This is a genomic window from Microbispora sp. H10830 (genome assembly GCF_014161375.1).
GTDB classification, from domain to species: Bacteria; Actinomycetota; Actinomycetes; order Streptosporangiales; family Streptosporangiaceae; genus Microbispora; species Microbispora catharanthi.
The window spans coordinates 38,770-54,265 of sequence record NZ_JABBWX010000025.1 but is presented as its reverse complement, the minus strand read 5'-3'; the positions used below and the strand labels follow the sequence as shown (position 1 = coordinate 54,265).

Here is a 15,496-nt window from a genome sequence, read left to right as displayed (position 1 = left end):
CGGGCGCCGCCGGGGGGAGCGCGGCGTCGCGGTCGTCCGGCACTGATCGTCCCGCCGTCCGGGCCGGACGATCAGTCCTCGGCGGTGAGGCCCTCGCGGAGCTGGGCCAGGGTCCGGGCGAGCAGCCGGGACACGTGCATCTGCGAGATTCCCAGTTCGGTGGCGATCTGCGACTGCGTCATGTTGCCGAAGAAACGCAGCAGCAGGATCCGCTTCTCACGTGGAGGCAGGCGCTCGAGCAGCGGCTTGAGCGACTCGCGATACTCCACGCCCTCCAGCGACTCGTCCACGATGCCGAGCGAGTCGGACACGGCGGGAGCGTCGTCGTCGCCGGAGTCCGGCGCGTCGAGCGACACGGTGGAGTAGGCGTTGGCCGACTCCAGGCCCTCCAGGACCTCCTCCTCGCTCATGCCCAGGTGGAGGGCGAGCTCGGCGACCGTGGGCGCCCGGCTCTCCCGCTGCGACAGCTCGCTTATCGCCTTGGTGAGCGAGAGCTTCAGCTCCTGCAGCCGGCGCGGCACGCGGACCGCCCAGCCCTTGTCGCGGAAGTGCCGCTTGATCTCTCCGACGATGGTCGGGGTGGCGTACGTGGAGAACTCCACGCCGCGTGCGAGGTCGAAACGGTCGATCGACTTGATCAGACCGATCGTGGCGACCTGCGTGAGGTCGTCGAGCCACTCGCCCCGGTTGCGGAAGCGGCGGGCCAGGTACTCCACCAGTGGCAGGTGGAGCTCGACCAGCTCGTCGCGGATGCGCTGGCGCCTCGGGTCGTCCGGCGGGAGCTCCGACAGCTCGGCGAAGAGTGTGCGCGCGCGTACGCGGTCCGGCACCGCCGAGTCGCCGGAGGTCATCGCACTCGTCCTTTCCGTCATCACGACGGCCTCGCCGTGCTCCGGCGCTTACGCAGCACGATCGCCAGGTGGTCGGCGTGATCGGAGATGGCGTCCACGTCGTCGGCCAGCGCGGTCAGCACCATCCAGGCGAAGTCCTCCCGGTTGGGCGAGCTGACGCCGAGCGTGTTGACCTCGACGCGAACCGTCATCTCCTGGCCCGTGAGCTCGAACTCCGCGAGGAGGTCCGTTCCGGGCACGGCGTGCCGCAGCAACATGGCGCACGCCTCGTCGACGGCGATGCGCAGGTCCTCGATCTGGTCGAGGGTGAAGTCGAGCCGTGCGGCGAGCCCGGCGGTTGCCGTGCGCAGCACGGACAGGTAGGCGCTCACGGCGGGCAGCCGGACACTCACAGCATCGCGAATCCCGGCAAGATCCACCGCAGGCGTCTCGGTTTCCTCGGTCACGTTCCTCCTCGCCCCTTCAGCCGGCTGAGTGCCGCTGACTGCAACTTACCGCCACTCGCGCGGTGCTGCCCCGGCTGGACGCGCTGATTGTGGCGTTCCTTGGAGGTAACTGCACGTAAATTCCGTACTACCGAATATGGAGTTTGTATGGGCCTTGGGATGATCTGGCCCCGCGCGACCGTGGAGGCCGTGCGGGGCCCGAGATCCCGGGGCTCAGGCGGCCTTGGTCTCCCAGAAGATCTTGGCGATCTCGTCGATCTTCGCGAGCAGGTCGTCGGCCAGGGAGGGGTCGACGGTGCCCTTGGCGCCGGCGGCGCCGGCGAGCTTCGTGGCGTCCCAGAAGAGCTGGTGGAGCTGCGGGTACTGCTCCAGGTGCGGGGGCTTGAAGTAGTCGGTCCACAGCACCCACAGGTGATGCTTGACCAGCTCGGCCCGCTGTTCCTTGATGATCAGCGCGCGGGTCCTGAAGACCGGGTCGTCGTTGTCGGCGTACTTCTTAATGATCGCCTTCACCGACTCGGCCTCGATGCGGGCCTGCGCCGGGTCGTAGACCCCGCACGGCAGGTCGCAGTGGGCGGACACCTCGTGCCGGGGTCGCAGCAGTCGTGCGAGCATCGGAATCCTTCCTTAGGAATGCTGGTGACAGCACTGTTCCAGGACCGACCTTACTCGTCTCGAAATCACTGTGCGGAGGGGGATGTGCTCACCGCCGTGTGTGTCTCCGGCGACTCGATGCTGCCCGCGCTGCGGCCGGGAGACTGGCTGCTGGTACGGCTCGGCGCCCCCGTCCGCCCGGGTGACCTGGTGGTCGCCAGGCGGCCGCACGGGCTGATCGTCAAGCGGGCCTTCCGGCTCACCGGCGACGGCTGGTGGCTGGAGAGCGACAACCAGTCGGCTCCCGGGCGCCGCGACAGCTGGGACTTCGGCGCCGTGCGCGAGGAGGACGTCGTCGGCAGGGTCGTGCTGCGTTACTGGCCCCGGCCCGCGCTGCGCTTCCCCGCGCCGGCCGCCTGACCGCGCCCCCGGAGGCCGTCCGGCGCCCGGGTCAGGCGCCCCGCTTGCGTGCGCGATAGGCGGCCACGTTGGCCCGGCTGGCGCACCGCTCCGAGCAGTAGCGGCGTGACCGGTTGGAGGAGGTGTCGAGGTAGGCGTTGCGGCACGGCGTCGCCTGGCAGATGCCGAGCCGGTCCACGCCGAGCCGGGTCACGACGCTGGCCAGGCCCATGACCGACCCGACCGCGAGGGCGTCGGCGACCCGGCCGCCCTCGGTCAGGTGCAGGTGCCAGGGCTGCCCGTCGTGCCCCGAGATCTGTGGATGCACGGGATGACGGACCAGCAGCCCGTTGAGCCGCTCGACCACATCCACGTCGTCGCCCTCGGCGGCGGACGCGAAGACCCCCGCGAGCTCGTCGCGCAGCTCGCACAGCGCGTCGATGTCACGGCGGGTCAGGCGGGCGGCCGCCTCCGTGCGGCCCGTCTCCTCCAGCAGGGCTCGCAGGGAGAAGGGGTTTTTGAGTTCGTCGCCCATGTTGACCAGCTGAACGGCCAGCTCGGCGTAAGACGTCAAGTCCACTGGGGCGCCCAAATATGTAAGAGATCACTGGCAAAGCCGAGTATTACACGCCCGATGGCCTGGGGGAACACCTGGGCGTGCACCGATATGTGACCCGATCAGGCAGGGGCGGTTGTCACTTCGTGTGGCACAATCAGGGAACGGGTGACCCCCGTACCCCCCTCAAGAGACGACCGTCAACGACGACGGCCTCCGGCGGCTACCGAAGCCAGGGCTCTCGTTCTCTTGACGGCGTCTACCGAAGGAACTCGTCCTTTCGACACTGGGGTCGCTGTGACCGTTACACCTGTCTCCTTGGAATCTCTCGACCTGGATCCCGCTTTCGCGCTGCACCGCGGCGGCAAGCTGGAGGTCCGCTCCACCGTCCCGGTCCGCAACGCCGACGACCTGTCGCTCGCGTACACGCCGGGGGTCGCCCGCGTCTGCACCGCCATCGCCGACAACCCGGACCTGGTCAACGACTACACCTGGGTCTCCAACGTCGTGGCCGTGGTCTCCGACGGCACCGCCGTCCTGGGGCTCGGCGACATCGGGCCGGCCGCGGCCATGCCCGTGATGGAGGGCAAGGCCCTGCTGTTCAAGCAGTTCGCCGACGTCGACGCGGTGCCGATCTGCATCGACTGCACCGACGTGGACGCGATCGTCGAGACCGTGGTCAGGCTCGCGCCGTCGTTCGGCGGCATCAACCTGGAGGACATCAGCGCCCCCCGCTGCTTCGAGGTGGAGGAGCGCCTGCGGGCGCTTCTCGACATCCCCGTCTTCCACGACGACCAGCACGGCACCGCGATCGTGGTCCTCGCCGCGCTGCGCAACGCGGCGCGCCTCACCGGGCGGTCCCTCGGCGACCTGCGCGCGGTGGTGGCCGGCGCCGGCGCCTCCGGTGTCGCCGTGTCGCGAATCCTGCTGAACGCCGGGATCGGCGACATCGCGGTCTCCGACTCCAAGGGCGTCATCCACGCCGGCCGCGAGGACCTGAACCCGGTCAAGCGGGCGCTGGCCCGCGACACCAACAAGGCCGGTCTGTCCGGGTCGACCGAGCAGGCGCTCGCCGGCGCCGACGTGTTCGTCGGCCTGTCCGGGTCGACGGTCTCGGAGCGGGCCATCGCGGCGATGGCGGCGGACTCGATCGTGTTCGCGCTGTCCAACCCCACCCCGGAGGTGGATCCCGCGGTGGCGAGCCGGCACGCCCGGGTGGTCGCCACCGGCCGGTCCGACTACCCCAACCAGATCAACAACGTGCTGGCCTTCCCCGGGGTCTTCCGTGGCGCGCTCGACGTCCGCGCCACGACGATCACGGAGAACATGAAGGTGGCGGCGGCGGACGCGCTGGCGGCCGTGGTCGGGGACGACGTCGCCGAGAGCTACGTCATCCCCTCGCCGTTCGACGCCCGGGTCGCGCCCGCGGTGATCTCCGCCGTGGCGCGGCAGGCCCGGGAGGACGGCGTCGCCCGCAAGTAGCCGTCCCGCACGCCCGGACGTAGGCACGGACCCGGAAGGGCCGCGCACCGCGTGACACAGCGCGGTGCGCGGCCCTTCGTCTTTCCTCGTCAGCCTCTCCTTGTCAAGACCGTCAAACATTTGGGAATCCCTTTAGGTCCTCACGGTTAGTGCTATAAAGAAAGCTCTCCGTAACCAACTCGGCTATTGCCTGTCCCGGTTGGAGAGCGATGCGACGTGACCCCAACCGCCTGCTCCAGCAGCACCTCACCGAAGCCGGACTGTCCCGCAAGGGCTTGGCCCGGCGGCTCAACGGTCTCGGCTCGGCCCGGGGGCTGCGGGGGATGCGGTACGACCACGGTTCCGTGCTGCGCTGGATCGGCGGACGCCGCCCGCGCGAACCGGTTCCCGGCCTGCTGGCCGAGATCTTCTCGCTGCGGCTGGGGCGGCAGGTGTCCAGGGAGGACATCGGCATGCCGCGCGGAACGGTCCCCGCCGATCTGGGACAGGAGTTCCCCCATTCGTGGGAGGAGGGTGTGGCAAGCGTGACAGCACTGTGGAGGGCCGACGTCGAGCGGCGCAGGTTCCTGCTCGACTCCACCTTCGCCCTGGGAGCGGGCTCGGCGGGCATGTTCCGCTGGCTGACGGCGCCCGACGGGGAGCGGCTCTCCGCGAACGGGCCGCGCCGGGTCGGGCCCTCTGACGTGGCCGCGATCCGTGAGGTCACCCGGTCGTTCAGCGAGCTGGACAACCGGTTCGGCGGCGGCAGCATCCGCGGCCCGGTCGTGCGCTACCTGCACACCGCCGTTACGCCGCTGCTGCGCGAGGGCGCGTACGGCGAGGCCACCGGGCGCTCGCTGGCGACCGCGGCGGCCGAGCTGACCCGGCTGGCGGGATGGATGGCCTACGACCTGGAGCAGCACGGGCTGGCCCAGCGCTACCTGATCCAGGCGCTCGGCCTGGCGCGCGGCGCGGGCGACCACGCCCTGTGCGGTGAGATCCTGGCCGGGATGAGCCATCAGGCCGTCTACATCGGGCATTCCCGGCACGCGCTGGAGCTGGCCAGGGCGGCCGTCGCGGCGGCCCGGCGCTCGGGGGTCGGCACGCTGCTGGCCGAGGCCCGGGTGCTGGAGGCGCACGCCCTGGCCCTGCTCGGGGAGCGCACGGCCTGCGGTGGCGCGCTGCACGAGGCGGAGGTCGCCTTCGACCAGCGCAAACCCCAGAACGAGCCCGGCTGGATCGGCTACTTCGACGAGGCCTACCTGGCCGCGAAGTCGGCCCACTGCCTGCGCGACCTCGGTGACGGGGCACGGGCCGTACGGCAGGCCCGGCGCTCGCTGGTGATGGACGGGCGCTATGTGCGCGGCAAGATGTTCAACCTCTCGCTGCTCGCCACGGCGCTCATCCAGGAGGGCGAACTGGAGGAGGCGTGCCAGGCGGCGTCGTCGGCCCTCGATCTGGCCGACGGCATCCAGTCGGCGCGCACCCGGACGTACGTGGCGGACATGTGCCGCCGGTTCGCGCCGTACGCCGCGGAGCCGCGGGTGGCGGAGCTGCTGGAGCGCGGCCGGGGCCGCGCGGCGAGTGGGGAAAGCACGGGCGGGGAGAGCGCGGGCAGGCGGAGCGCGAGCAGGGAGGCGGTCGGCGTCTGAACAGGCGCCGACCGCCTCAGCCGGCGCGCCGGGCCGCGTTGTAGACCTGGAACAGTTCTCCGTCGAAGTACGGCGACAGGCCGGTCGCCGGGCCGGAGAGGCCGATCGTCAGGCCGTTCAGGTACCCCAGGCCGCGTACGCCGCGGTAGGCGGCCAGCCACGGCGACCCGGAGGCGGCGGTGAAGGCCGAGCGCACGGCGACCAGCTCGTTCGCCCTCCTGGACAGGTCCTGGGCCAGGAAGGGCCTGCCGTACGCACGGGTGAGCCGGGTGCGCCCGCTCGCGGGGCCCTCGGCGGTCCGCATCGGGTAGCCGAAGATGGCGAGCGGCCGGTCGACCGGCAGGTTGTAGGCGAGGCCCTGCCCGCCGACCTTGTCGCCGAGACGCCCCGCGGGAAGCAGCCTGACGCCGGTGTAGCCGGAGGCCGTGCGGTACTTCGGCCCGGCGGAGAACGCCGCGTACTGCGCCGCGTCCTGCAGCGTGACGCGCTTGGGCAGCACGCCGGCGTGGACGCTGACGAACGCGTAGTCGCGGTCCAGGTCGCCATACCTGGTGAAGTCGCTGTGGGCGAAGGCCCGGTCGCCGGCGTAGACGCCCCACGGCGTGCCGCCACCGGCGAACCCCGGGATGAAGATCCAGTAGCGGTAGGGCGTCGCGGTGGACTCTGCTGTGGCCTCTGCCGCGGGCCTCGTGGCGTACACACAGTGCCCGGCCGTCGCCACGAGATTGCGGTGATCGGACTGTACGGACGTGCCCGCGCACCAGTGGGGGCGGCCGTCGGAACCGACGAAGAAGACCTTGCCCGTCGTCCTCGGCAGGTTGACGTTCCTCGACGGGCCGGCGGCCCGTTTGACCCCGGCGGAGGCCGGCACCACGCCCCGTACGCCGCCGGGAGCGGTGTCCCCGGCCGTGACGCGAGTGGCGTCGATCCCGGCCGGCGCGGAAGCGGGAGTGGCTCCCGCGAGCGAGCGCCCGCCGTCCCTGAGCCAGTAGGCGATCACCGCCGTCACCTTCGCGCCGGAGACGAGGGGCGTCGTCACGGTGATCTCGTAGGCGTGAGCGGGCACCGCCGTCCCGCCGACGAGCAACGCGGCCGTCGCCGCCGCACCCCACAGCGGGGGGAGGAGGATGCGCTTCAACCGGATCTCCTTGCTGTGGAACGTCTCCCGCGCCCCACGCGTGAATGGGCTGCGAGGAACATACAGCGATGGGGATCAAGTCGGGAAAACAACGCGGACGGAGCGTGGTTCTCCCCGGAACGCCGAAGTGCCCCGCCGCGGTGCGGCGGGGCACTTCCTGGGGGGGTGCTCAGGCCTGCGTGGTGAGACTCGGGGCCTCCTGGGCGAAGGTGATGACGATGTCCCGGCCGTTGGCGTAGCTGACCACCGGCCGCTGCAGTGTCTCACCCACCCTGCGGGCGACCGTCTGCCACAGATCCACCATCTCCGGGCTGTCGGCGGTGATCCTGAACCGCCCCCGCGTGACGAGGTGTTCGGCCACGAGCCGGGAGAAGGCGATCTCGCTACGCGCCCGTTCCTCCGCGTTCAGGGGGGTGCGCCGGAAGGCGGGCCGCGTACCGGAAGGGTGGGTCATCGCTGTCTCCTCGTGATCGCCGTCCACTCAGCATGCCACTCGCGGACCGGCTCCGAGGCGTCCGCGACTCAGGCGATGGAGCCGGACCAGCTGTTGGCGGCGGCCTTGTAGACGCCGTAGGTCTCGCCGTCGAAGTACGGGGAGACGCTGGTGTCGATCCGCTGGTTGCCGTCGGTGTCGGAGACGCCGCTGGTGACGCCGTTCAGGTAGCCGAGCCGCTTGGCGCTGCTGTACCTCAGCAGCCACGACGAGCCCGAGGAGCCCTCACCGGTGAAGGACGACTTGACGCCCACGAGCTCCTCGCCCTTGACCGAGGGGGCCTTGGCGGCGAAGGTCTTGCCGTACGACCACTTGAGGGTCTGGCCGGTGAAGGCGTGGTTGCCGTCCGGGTGCGACCCGCTCGGGTAGCCGAACACGTAGACCGAGCTGCCGACCTTCTGGTTGTAGGCCAGGCCCTGCGCGCCGACGTTGCTCTCGAGCCGGCCGGCGTCGGTGAACTTGACGACGTAGTACTTGCCGCCCCTGCTCTTGCGGAGGAAGCGGTCGTAGCCGGCGTAGGTCCTCCTGTCGACCTGCTTCCAGCTCCACTCGGCGACGTTGCGCAGGTCGCCGCCGCGGCCCGCCTTGATGCCGTTGTAGACGGTCACGAAGGCGTAGTCGCGGTCGCCGTCCTCGTAGACGTCGAAGTCGTAGTGGGTGTAGGCCGTCTTGCCGACGTAGATGCCCCACGGCGCCTTGCCCTGGTAGTAGCCGGGGATGAAGACCCAGCGGTCCATGGTGGCCCGGTTCGTCTTGGTGTCGTAGACGCAGTGCCCGGCCGTGGCGACCAGGTTGCCGTACTTCGAGTGGACGGAGGTCGCGCTGCACCAGTGCGGCCTGCCGTCGCCGCCGCGGAAGAAGACCTTGCCGGTGGTGCGCGGCAGGTTCACGTTCTTCAGGCTGCCGGCGGACTTCCCGCCGCCGGTGGCGGAGACGGTGCCGGGCCTGCTGTCGGCGGACGGCCCGCCGGTCGAGATGTGCTTGGCGCTGACCTGGCTCTCGTACCCGTACGGGGTGGCGTTGACCAGGTTGGAGGCTCTCTGGTTGAGCCAGTAGGCGATGACGTTCTTCGCGGCGATGCCGCTGCCGGCCAGGGTGTCGTGGGCCGTGTCACCGGCGGCCTGAGCGGGGACCGCCATCGTGGCCCCGACGAGGCCGGCGACAGCCACGCCCCCGATGGGGAGGATCAGGCGCTTGACTCGCGTGTTCATGAATCTCCAGGTGCTGTCGTGGCACGCCACATGCGTCCCACCCGTCAGTAAAGGGCTAGTAAAGACAGTACCTCTCGCCTTTATTCGTGTTTTGGGTGCTTTCGGGCTTGCCGCTCGCGTGACTTTTCCGTGATCCTCGACACCCCTTGTCAAGATCGGGGGCGCGCCGGGCGATCAGTGCAGGTCCACTCGGACGCCTTCCGTGTCAAATCGAGCACTCGGCGCAGCCGGGGAGAGGGCGGCGGTGTGATGGAGATCACACTAGATCACACCTGGGCGCTCGCCGGTCCGGGGAGATCAGCCCGTGCCCTGCTTGCTCGCCTGGGTGTACACCCGCTGAGTCAAGTGGTTGAAGTAGGGCGTGGAGACGGCGTCGAGGCGTCCGCCGCCGCTGAGGTTCCAGGTCAGGCTCGTGATCCCGGTGAGGTAGCCGGTCCGCGTGGTGGCGTTGTAGCCGATCACCCAGGGGCCGCCGCTCGCACCGGCGGTGAACGGGCACCCCGGCAGCCGCACCCCGTGTTCGAGCTGCCAGGTCGGCGCGCTGACGAACTTCTTCTCGGTGGTGCCGTCGCAGGACTTGACCGTCTGGCCGGTGTACGGGCGGCTGCCGTCGGGGTTGGCGCCCGCGGGATAGCCGAAGACGTACGTCGGTCGTCCGAGCGGCTTGCCGGAGGCGAAGTGGAAGGCGCCGACCTTGTCCTCCAGCCGGCCCACGTCGACGGATCGGTACTTGAGCCTTCCGCTCTCCACGTACGGCTGCCAGGAGAAGCCCCGGTGCACGGTCACGAAGGCGTAGTCGCGGTCGAAGTCGCCCTGGCCGGCGAAATCCTCCTGCATGTAGAGCGTGTGGCCGACGAAGATGCCGGAAGGGGCGACGCCGTCGTGATAGCCGGGGATGAAGACCCAGTTCTGCACCGGCTTGTCCTGCGACAGCGCGTACGCGCAGTGCCCGGCGGTGGCGACGAGGTTGCGGCGGGCGGAGTGCACCGCGGAGGCGGAGCACCAGTACTCCTTGTCGCCGACCTTGAAGAACACCTTGCCCACCATCGGCGGGGAGGCCACGGGCGGGGGCGCCACGGCGCGCGGGGCCCCTGTGCGCGTCTTCGCGTCTCCCGGTGCCCCCGTGCTCGTCTTCGCGCCTCCCGGGCCCACCTCCACCGCGGAGGTCGTGCTCTTGGTCGAGGGCGACGGCTTCGTGCTCGGCACGTAGCTGCTCGCCTGCTTGAGCCGCTCCGGGCTCCAGTAGGCCGCCACCCGCTGCTCGTCCGCCTGGCTGGGAGCGAGGGGGAAGGCGCTGACCCCGTTCTTGTCGACGCCGGTGACGGCGGAGACCGGCGTGATGGCCGCGCGGGACGCGGCGGTCGCGGGAACGGCCGGTCCCTGACTCCACAGCACGGCGACCGCACTCGCGGCGGCGACGACGCCACCGGCGGCGAGTGCGAGCTTCCTGGTCACCGTGAGCCTCTCGGGGCGGAGATATGGACTGTAAGGGGTGATTTTTCCAGATCCATACAGTTGTGGCACACCTTCTTGTCCAGCTCGTTATGAATCGAGCGGAACCGATGTGATCTGTGGTACACCACGTTTCCGGTGGGATCCGGAGTGGACGCTTGCCCTGGAGGTCTCCCGTGAGAACGCTGGTCAGCAGCGGAAACGGGGGGATCGCATGAAACCGCTGCTTGTCCTACTGGCCGGTGCGGCGCTGGCCGCCGGCCCCTCTGCCCAGGCCTGGGCCCAACCGGGCGCCTCCGGCGACGCCGGGACGGCCGTCCCGGCGCGGGCGGACACCTTGCCGGCTCCACCGCCGCCCGAAGTCGCCCTGCGGGCGTCCCGGCCGCCGGCCTCCGGGGTGCGGGCGGTGATCCTGACCGTCGCGGACGGCGAGCAGGCGGAGCCGCCGACGCGGTCGGTCTTCCTGAACTGCGCTCCGGTGGGCGGCTCGCACCCGTCGGCGCAGAAGGCGTGCGCGTGGCTGAACAGGACGGGCCTCGACCCGGGCGCTCTGCGGGTGAACGCGGCCGAGCCCTGCACGATGATCTACGCACCTGTCACGGTCACCGCCAGCGGCATCTGGGACGGGAAGTACTTCCAGTTCCGGCGCACCTTCGGCAACGACTGTGAGTTGCGGTCGGCCGCCGGGGCGCTGTTCGACTTCTGACAGAGACAGTCGACCGTACACGGCGTACAGGGAACGTAAAGGTGAATCGGGGAGTCGCGACACGAGGGGGCCCGGCGGGACGTCCCGCCGGGCCCCCTGCCTGACCGGATGGCCGTGCGGTCAGACGTCCGCGGTCACTGTGTCCACCGGTTGGCGGCCACCTGGTAGACGTCGTAGGTCTCGCCGTTGAAGTACGGCGAGGAGATCCGGTCGTACCGGTCGTTGCCGTCGGTGTCCCACGCCACGCTGCTGATGCCGTTCAGGTAGCCCATGCGGGTCGCGCTCTTGTAGCCCATCAGCCAGGGGCCGCCGCTGGCGCCGGAGGTCATGCCGCAGGTGAACCCGAGGTGCTCCTGGATGTCGTACTTCGGCACGGCCGGCATCGGAGCCGACCGGCCGTAGCACCACTTCATCGTCCGCCCGGTGAAGGGGCGGTCGCCGTCGGGGTGCGGCCCGGCGGGATAGCCGAACGCGAACACCTTGACCTTGGTGCTGCGGTTCCAGGTGAAGCCCTGGCCGCCCACGTTGTCGCCGAGCCGGCCCGCCGGGGTGCGCACGTAGCGGGTGACGTCGCCGTCCCTTTTCTGCGTGAGTCTGAAGCCCGACGACACGTTCACGAACGCGTAGTCGTAGTCGTAGTCCTCTCTGACCACGAAGTCGTCGTGCGCCTGGAACCACTTCGCCGGGTAGATGCCGTACGGCGCCTTTCCCTCCCATGCCTGGTCCCCGTCCCAGTACGACGGGATGAACACCCAGTTGTCGTAGAACTGGTTGGTCACCGGGTCGTAGACGCAGTGCCCGGCCGTCGCGACGACGTTGCGGTAACGGCCCTGCACGGAGGTGCCGGAGCAGTACTTCCAGCTCTTGGGGTCCAGGGGGTCCTTGCCCGACAGGGTGAAGAACACCCGGCCGACCGTGGGGGGCAGGTTGACCTGCTTGCTGATCTTCTTGGAACCGCCGGTCCCGCTCGTGCCGGCGCCGATCGGCGGGACGGTGCCCGCCTTGCCGTCCGCGGTGGCGTCGCCGGCCCTGCCGAAGCCCTTGACGGAGTTGCCGAGTTCCTCGGTGCGGTCCGTGGCCGCCCGCAACCGTTGCGGCGACCAGAAGGCGGCTGCCTCCGCGGGCGTCTGGGGCGCGGCCTTGGCGGTCACGTCGCCCGGGGCGGCCTGTGCCGTCGCGGTGGACGCGGCCGAGGAGGCCGTCGGGATGGCGCAGGCCACGCCGGCCGCGAGGAGCGCGCCGGTGAGGGGAACGGCCAGACGCCGTGCTCGGGGGATCATGGAGCTCCTTTCCCTGGGACGGTGAGGGTGCGTCCCATTCCTCAGGAAAACGCTCCGAGATTAATGACCGGATCTTGTGGATTGCTGCGGATATAACCAGAACAATCGGCACTTTGCCCTATCTGTTATCCATAGCGAGTGGTTATGAGTAACGTAGTCCCAGGTGACGGCGCTTGGACGGCGAGACGTCGCGTCGCGGTGTCGATGGGTTTACGGTCATTCTTGACCGGTCTTGTTTTATTTCTATCGCTCTGTTCACAGTGATGGCCCCGAGTATCAAAGGCGCCGGCGGCGAGCCGTGCGGGGGGCGTCCGGGTCCGGCGCGACGGCCGGAGTAATGTTCTGGCATGTTCGCCGTCACCGCCACACAGACCGATCCGGACGACCCGATCAAGGGCCTGACGCTCGGGGAGCACCCCGAGCCCGCCGTACCGGAGGGATGGACGACCGTCACGGTCCGGGCCGCCGCGCTCAACCACCACGACCTGTGGACCCTCAAGGGCGTGGGCATCAGCCAGGAGCGGCTGCCGATCGTGCTCGGCTGCGACGCGGCGGGAGTGGACGAGGACGGCAACGAGGTCATCGTCCACTCCGTCATCGGCACGCCGGTCGGCGGGGACGAGACCCTCGACCCGGCGCGCTCGCTGCTGTCGGAGAAGTACGACGGGACGTTCGCGGAGAAGGTCGCGGTACCTCGCCGCAACCTGGTGCCCAAGCCCGCGGCGATCTCCTTCGAGGAGGCCGCCTGCCTGCCCACGGCCTGGCTGACGGCCTACCGCATGATCTTCGACAAGGCCGGGCTGGAGCCGGGCTCGACCATCCTCGTCCAGGGCGCCGGCGGCGGCGTGGCGACCGCGCTGATCGCGCTCGGCCGGGCCGGCGGCTTCCGCGTCTGGGCGACCAGCCGCTCGCAGGACAAGCGGGAGCGGGCCCTCGCGCTCGGCGCCGACCGGGTCTTCGAGACGGGCGCGCGGCTGCCCGAGCGGGTGGACGCCGTCATGGAGACGGTCGGCGAGGCCACCTGGAAGCACTCGCTCAGTTCCCTGCGCCCGGGTGGCCGGATCGTCACCTGCGGCGCGACGAGCGGAATGGTCGCCCCGACGCAGCTCGCGCAGGTCTACTTCCTGCAGAAGTCGATCATCGGATCCACGATGGGGACGCGCGAGCAGCTCGCGCGGCTCGCGGTGTTCCTTGAGCAGACGGGTGTCCGGCCGGCGATCGACCGGGTGCTGCCCCTGGCCGAGGCCGAGGAGGGCTTCGCGGCCATGCACCGCGGCGAGGTCTTCGGCAAGGTGGTCTTCACGCTCTGACGGCCGCCCGCGCGGCGAGGGCGGCGTTCTCGTCGCCGCCCTCCCGCTCTTCCGCTCGCCGGTCGTCTTTCGCTCGCCGGCCGCGCCGGAGGGCCGGGTCGCCGTGGAGGTTCCGGTCGTCGCCCGGCCGTTCCGGCTCGCGGACCGGCCGGGCGCACGGCGGTGGGAGGGGTGAGCGCAGGAACGGATTGCGCCGGCCGTACGGGCTCAACTCGGCTCCTCGCTGGTCGGTGGTGTTCGTGGGGAAGCGCCGGTCAGGGATGCAGGGCCCGGCGGATGCGCTCGGCGGCCTCGTCGAGGGCGGCCCGGCACTCGGCCAGGGCCCGTTCGTCAGGCACGCCCGCGCCGGAGGACCGGTGGACGTCGGCGACGAAGTCGGCCAGCATCCGGCTGAGCGCGGCGTCGTGACCGCCCTGCCGGCCATCGCCGAACCCCCAGGACTCCTCCCAGATCCGGCGCCACTCGTGCTGCCAGCGCTCGCTCTCCTCCTGCCACTGACGCTTGTGGTGACGCCACTCCTCCTTCTGCTTGCGCCACTCCTCCCTGGCGCGGTCGCGCTGCCGCCGCCACTCCTCCTTCTGCTCACGCCGCAGGTCACGGTTGTCGTGGCCCACTTCCCTGGCCATCTGGGTGAGCTCCTCGCGCAGGGAACGCACGGTCTGCCGCACGTCCTCCTTCACCTCGCGCGCGATGTCCTGGACCGAGGCGGTGATCTCCTGCTCCAGGTCGGCCAGCTCGTCCATCCGGTCGTTCAGTTCGGCCCGCCCCTTGTCGGTCAGCGTGAAGACCTTCTTGCCGTCCACGACCTCGTGGGTGACCAGGCCCTCGTCCTCCAGCCGGGCCAGCCGGGGGTAGATCGTGCCGGGGGAGGGGGAGTAGACGCCGAGGAAACGGTCCTGCAGGAGCCGGATGACCTCGTAGCCGTGCCGCGGGCTCTCCTCCAGCAGCTTCAGCAGGTACAGCCGCAACCGGCCGTGCCCGAACACAGGGCTCATGCTCGCTCCTCGCCTTCGGCTCGGAGCGGCATGCGCCGGACGCTGCGTTCCCGGATTCGCTCGCTCATGCTCTCTCCTCTTCTCGCCTGCCGGCGGGCTGGCCGCTGAGCAGGGTGACGGCGCCGGACACCGTGGTCGCCGAGAGGGACGCCATGCCGCCGCCCAGCCGGCCGCTGAGCGAACGGGCCCCCGGGGCCGAGGTGACGTACAACTCGGGGAAGGCCGACTCGATCCTGCCTGAGGTCGAGTGAACGGACACGTCGGTGTCCACGTCGTGCGGGAGCCGTACGACGACCGCGCCCGACATGCTGTTCAGCGTGACGTGACCGGTGGGCTCGAGTTCGAGATCGGCGGTGACGCGGCCGGACACCGTGTTCGCGCGCAGCCGCCGTGGCCGGCCCGCGGCCACGGTGAGGTCGCCGGAGACGCTGGAGAAGGACAGGTCACCGGCCAGTCCGCGGCTCTCCACCGAGCCCGAGACCGTCTCGGCCTGCACCTCGCCGCTGACGCCGTCGAGGACGATCTCCCCCGACACGCCCTTCACGCCGGTGATCCCCTCCATGCCCGCCACGACGGCGGAGGCGGAGACGACCCCGGCCTGCACGGGGCACGTCTTCGGCACGGTCAGCGTCAGCGTGGTCCTGCGCGGGCCCGGGCGTAACCACCCCAGGATCCCATCCCACGTCAGGTCCTTGTACGCGACGGTCAGGCGGCCGTCGTCGTCGTGGGTCACCACCAGCGGCGAGCCGTCCACCTCCGTCACTTCGAGGGTCGGCGGGCCGTCACTGGCCAGCACGGCCAGCCGGCCGGCCACGACGCGCACGTTGAGCGCGGTGACCTCTCCGAACGTGAGCCGTCCGGGAGAGTCGATCGTCCATTGGGGCATCGCTCAGACCCTTCCACGCGAAGTCCTGCGCCCGCGCGGGTCGGCATCCGCGCGGACGAACCATCC

The 15,496-nt window shown here is 70.5% G+C and carries 17 protein-coding genes; 5 read left to right on the top strand and 12 right to left on the bottom strand.

The window, feature by feature from the left end:
• Nucleotides 1–71: 71 nt before the first annotated feature.
• From HHX35_RS39245 to sodN, 3 genes are all read right to left on the bottom strand, one after another.
• Nucleotides 72–872, bottom strand: coding sequence for an RNA polymerase sigma factor SigF (locus HHX35_RS39245; protein ID WP_182903664.1), 801 nt, complete (start codon nt 870–872; stop codon nt 72–74).
• A complete protein-coding gene (locus HHX35_RS39240) occupies nt 872–1,297 on the bottom strand; it encodes an ATP-binding protein (RefSeq protein ID WP_182903663.1) in 426 nt (141 codons plus the stop codon). The genes HHX35_RS39245 and HHX35_RS39240 overlap by 1 nt, the downstream gene beginning before the upstream one ends.
• A gap of 213 nt (nt 1,298–1,510) precedes the next feature.
• Nucleotides 1,511–1,912, bottom strand: a complete 402-nt coding sequence (sodN, locus tag HHX35_RS39235) for a superoxide dismutase, Ni (RefSeq protein ID WP_139580370.1) — start codon at nt 1,910–1,912, stop codon at nt 1,511–1,513.
• A gap of 84 nt (nt 1,913–1,996) precedes the next feature.
• Here sodN and HHX35_RS39230 point away from each other — a divergent pair, with 84 nt between their 5' ends.
• On the top strand, nt 1,997–2,311 hold the full coding sequence (locus tag HHX35_RS39230; protein WP_310739619.1) for a S24 family peptidase: 315 nt from the start codon (nt 1,997–1,999) through the stop codon (nt 2,309–2,311).
• A gap of 31 nt (nt 2,312–2,342) precedes the next feature.
• Here HHX35_RS39230 and HHX35_RS39225 read toward each other — a convergent pair whose 3' ends face one another.
• The gene (locus HHX35_RS39225) at nt 2,343–2,870 is read right to left on the bottom strand and encodes a CGNR zinc finger domain-containing protein (RefSeq protein WP_139580369.1); all 528 of its coding nucleotides are present in this window, start codon (nt 2,868–2,870) and stop codon (nt 2,343–2,345) included.
• A gap of 294 nt (nt 2,871–3,164) precedes the next feature.
• On the opposite strand from HHX35_RS39225, the gene HHX35_RS39220 reads away from it, so the two are divergent.
• Nucleotides 3,165–4,328, top strand: coding sequence for an NADP-dependent malic enzyme (locus HHX35_RS39220; RefSeq protein WP_220506398.1), 1,164 nt, complete (start codon nt 3,165–3,167; stop codon nt 4,326–4,328).
• A 209-nt stretch (nt 4,329–4,537) separates the two neighbouring features.
• Nucleotides 4,538–5,959: a hypothetical protein gene (locus HHX35_RS39215; RefSeq protein ID WP_182903661.1), complete on the top strand. Its 1,422-nt coding sequence runs from the start codon at nt 4,538–4,540 to the stop codon at nt 5,957–5,959.
• A gap of 16 nt (nt 5,960–5,975) precedes the next feature.
• Here the strand turns inward: HHX35_RS39215 and HHX35_RS39210 are convergent, their stop codons facing one another.
• The 4 genes from HHX35_RS39210 to HHX35_RS39195 form a co-directional block, all read right to left on the bottom strand.
• On the bottom strand, nt 5,976–7,097 hold the full coding sequence (locus tag HHX35_RS39210) for a serine protease (protein WP_220506397.1): 1,122 nt from the start codon (nt 7,095–7,097) through the stop codon (nt 5,976–5,978).
• Nucleotides 7,098–7,266: 169 nt separating this feature from the next.
• The gene (locus HHX35_RS39205) at nt 7,267–7,551 is read right to left on the bottom strand and encodes a hypothetical protein (RefSeq protein WP_182903660.1); all 285 of its coding nucleotides are present in this window, start codon (nt 7,549–7,551) and stop codon (nt 7,267–7,269) included.
• A 68-nt stretch (nt 7,552–7,619) separates the two neighbouring features.
• Nucleotides 7,620–8,801 carry a serine protease gene (locus HHX35_RS39200; protein ID WP_182903659.1) on the bottom strand — a complete coding sequence of 394 codons (1,182 nt, stop codon included), beginning with the start codon at nt 8,799–8,801 and terminating at the stop codon, nt 7,620–7,622.
• Between the two features lie 297 nt (nt 8,802–9,098).
• Nucleotides 9,099–10,256, bottom strand: a complete 1,158-nt coding sequence (locus HHX35_RS39195) for a serine protease (protein ID WP_182903658.1) — start codon at nt 10,254–10,256, stop codon at nt 9,099–9,101.
• Between the two features lie 211 nt (nt 10,257–10,467).
• Here HHX35_RS39195 and HHX35_RS39190 point away from each other — a divergent pair, with 211 nt between their 5' ends.
• Nucleotides 10,468–10,959 (top strand): SSI family serine proteinase inhibitor, encoded by a 492-nt coding sequence (locus tag HHX35_RS39190; protein WP_139580363.1) that lies wholly within the window; start codon nt 10,468–10,470, stop codon nt 10,957–10,959.
• Between the two features lie 134 nt (nt 10,960–11,093).
• Here the strand turns inward: HHX35_RS39190 and HHX35_RS39185 are convergent, their stop codons facing one another.
• Complete coding sequence (locus HHX35_RS39185) at nt 11,094–12,239, bottom strand: serine protease (protein WP_182903657.1); 1,146 nt, start codon at nt 12,237–12,239, stop codon at nt 11,094–11,096.
• A gap of 347 nt (nt 12,240–12,586) precedes the next feature.
• Between HHX35_RS39185 and HHX35_RS39180 the strand changes: the two genes are divergently transcribed.
• Nucleotides 12,587–13,549 carry a zinc-binding dehydrogenase gene (locus HHX35_RS39180; protein ID WP_139580361.1) on the top strand — a complete coding sequence of 321 codons (963 nt, stop codon included), beginning with the start codon at nt 12,587–12,589 and terminating at the stop codon, nt 13,547–13,549.
• On the opposite strand, the gene HHX35_RS39175 is transcribed toward HHX35_RS39180, so the two are convergent.
• The 3 genes from HHX35_RS39175 to HHX35_RS39165 form a co-directional block, all read right to left on the bottom strand.
• Nucleotides 13,539–13,760 (bottom strand): hypothetical protein, encoded by a 222-nt coding sequence (locus tag HHX35_RS39175; RefSeq protein WP_182903656.1) that lies wholly within the window; start codon nt 13,758–13,760, stop codon nt 13,539–13,541. The two genes, HHX35_RS39180 and HHX35_RS39175, sit on opposite strands and share 11 nt — an antisense overlap.
• 43 nt (nt 13,761–13,803) lie before the next feature.
• On the bottom strand, nt 13,804–14,544 hold the full coding sequence (locus HHX35_RS39170) for a helix-turn-helix transcriptional regulator (RefSeq protein WP_182903655.1): 741 nt from the start codon (nt 14,542–14,544) through the stop codon (nt 13,804–13,806).
• 64 nt (nt 14,545–14,608) lie between these two features.
• Nucleotides 14,609–15,430, bottom strand: coding sequence for a DUF4097 family beta strand repeat-containing protein (locus HHX35_RS39165; RefSeq protein WP_182903654.1), 822 nt, complete (start codon nt 15,428–15,430; stop codon nt 14,609–14,611).
• Nucleotides 15,431–15,496 lie beyond the last annotated feature (66 nt).